The following is a 1,684-nucleotide window of genomic DNA, read 5'->3' as shown; positions in this document are numbered from 1 at the left end:
CCCCAGCCTCTCAACCAGCCAGCCCGGGTGTCTCACCTCAGTCTGGCGGATAGGGGTACACCCACCCGGCGTAGGTGCGGATGTAGGTGATGTCGGCTACCCATAGTTAATTTGGCCGCTCGGCGACGAACTTGCGTTCCACCAGGTCAGCGGGCCGCTCGGTCTCAGCCTTGGGCCGAGTGGTGCGCGGCGACTTGGCCCTCTGGACCCCCTTGAGTCTTTCAGCTCTCATGAGGCGTTCGACGGTGCAGCGGGCGACCTGGTGGCCGGCGCGTCCCATCTCCTTCCACATCTTGCGGGCGCCGTACACGTGGTAGTTCTCCTCGTACATCGTGGTGATCGCGGCCGTCAGTTCGGCGTCGCGAACCGACCGCGCTGAGGGCGGTCGGGTCTTGGCGGCGTAGTAGGACGAAGGCGCGATCGCGGCGCTGGTCTCGGACAGTGCGTCGCAGATCGGCTGGACACCGTGTTCGTCCTTGTGGCGGTCGATGAACTCAACCTTCAGCGCTGTGGACGGTCCAGCTCCGCGATGCTCCTATGTCAAGCCCCGCTCACGCCGCCGCCTGAATTGCAGGGATCGGAGTGCGTGGCGCTGCAGTTGGAGGCGGCGACGTGGCCTCGGCCACGGGCCGTGCTTCGTCGGCGCGCATCGCTGCGAACACCCGGTCCGATATCCGGCGGCGGAGCAGTCGCAATGCCTCGGTTCGGGTCTTGCCGGCGGCGATGAGCTTGTCGTAGTAGTCGGTGCCTTCGCCGCCGAGCCGCAGCTGGGTCACCGCGGCCATGTGCAGCGCGGTGTTGATGCGCCTGTTACCGCCCCGGGACAGCCTGACGCGGACCTTGTTGCCAGACCACACTGGGATCGGAGCCGTGCCGTTAAAACGGGCGAAGGCGTCTTTGGACTTGAACCGCCTGACCCCGGCAGTCTCGCCGATGATCATGGCCGCTCCGAGCACCCCAAGCCCCGGGACCTCAAGCAGGTGCTGATGATTCGCGCGCGCCAGCTTGCTCAGGCGGCTCTCGATCTCGTTGATCCGCCGGGTGAGCGATCGGATGTCCTCCAAGATGTCGCGGGCGATCTCCGGCACGACCCCGGTCAGGCCGTCCAGGTGGGTAATCAGCTCATCGAGAAGATGGTAACGACGCAGCGCCCGGGACGGTATCTGCAGGTCAGGGTCGATCTCGTGCAGGAACCAGCGGACCTTGGACTGCAATGCGGTACGGCGAGCGACCAGGCTGCGACGGTGGTCGGACAGTAGCTTGATCTCCCGCGCCGGCCCCGGCAACTCGGCCGTCGGTAGGTCACTTTCGCGCAGGGCAACGCGTGCCACGGCCTCTGCGTCGATCGGGTCGGACTTGCCGGGTTCGCGACCCGACCGGCGCATACCCGCCATCAGCCGGGTGTGGACTCGCACGACCTTGTGCCCGGCGTCGAGCAGGTCGGCTTCCAGGCGCCGGGTCAGGTGCCGGCAGTTCTCGATCGCAATGATCACCTCCTCGAACTGCTCGAGCCAGGTCATGATTTTCTGATGCCCGGCCGCCCGGGCCTCGACTGTGAGGACATCGATCCTCCTGCCGACCTCGTCGACAGCTACGAGCGTGTGCCAGTTCTTGTGGGCATCAATTCCGATGACAGTCACCGCGGGCCTCCTTCTGATCCGTTGCCGTACGTTCGGCACCGCCG

At 66.1% G+C, this 1,684-nt stretch carries 2 protein-coding genes; both read right to left on the bottom strand.

The window, feature by feature from the left end; translation table 11 throughout:
* Positions 1 to 106: 106 nt before the first annotated feature.
* A complete protein-coding gene (locus IY392_RS05575) occupies positions 107 to 352 on the bottom strand; it encodes an IS3 family transposase (protein ID WP_228549072.1) in 246 nt (81 codons plus the stop codon).
* 199 nt (positions 353 to 551) lie between these two features.
* The coding region (locus IY392_RS05570) for an IS110 family transposase (RefSeq protein ID WP_228549071.1) at positions 552 to 1,684 on the bottom strand (1,133 nt) is incomplete at its 5' end.

Source organism: Dietzia sp. SYD-A1 (assembly GCF_015356725.1).
Classification (GTDB): Bacteria; Actinomycetota; Actinomycetes; order Mycobacteriales; family Mycobacteriaceae; genus Dietzia.
The sequence above is the reverse complement of the archived record's forward strand: the minus strand, read 5'-3'. Positions and strand labels throughout refer to the sequence as shown.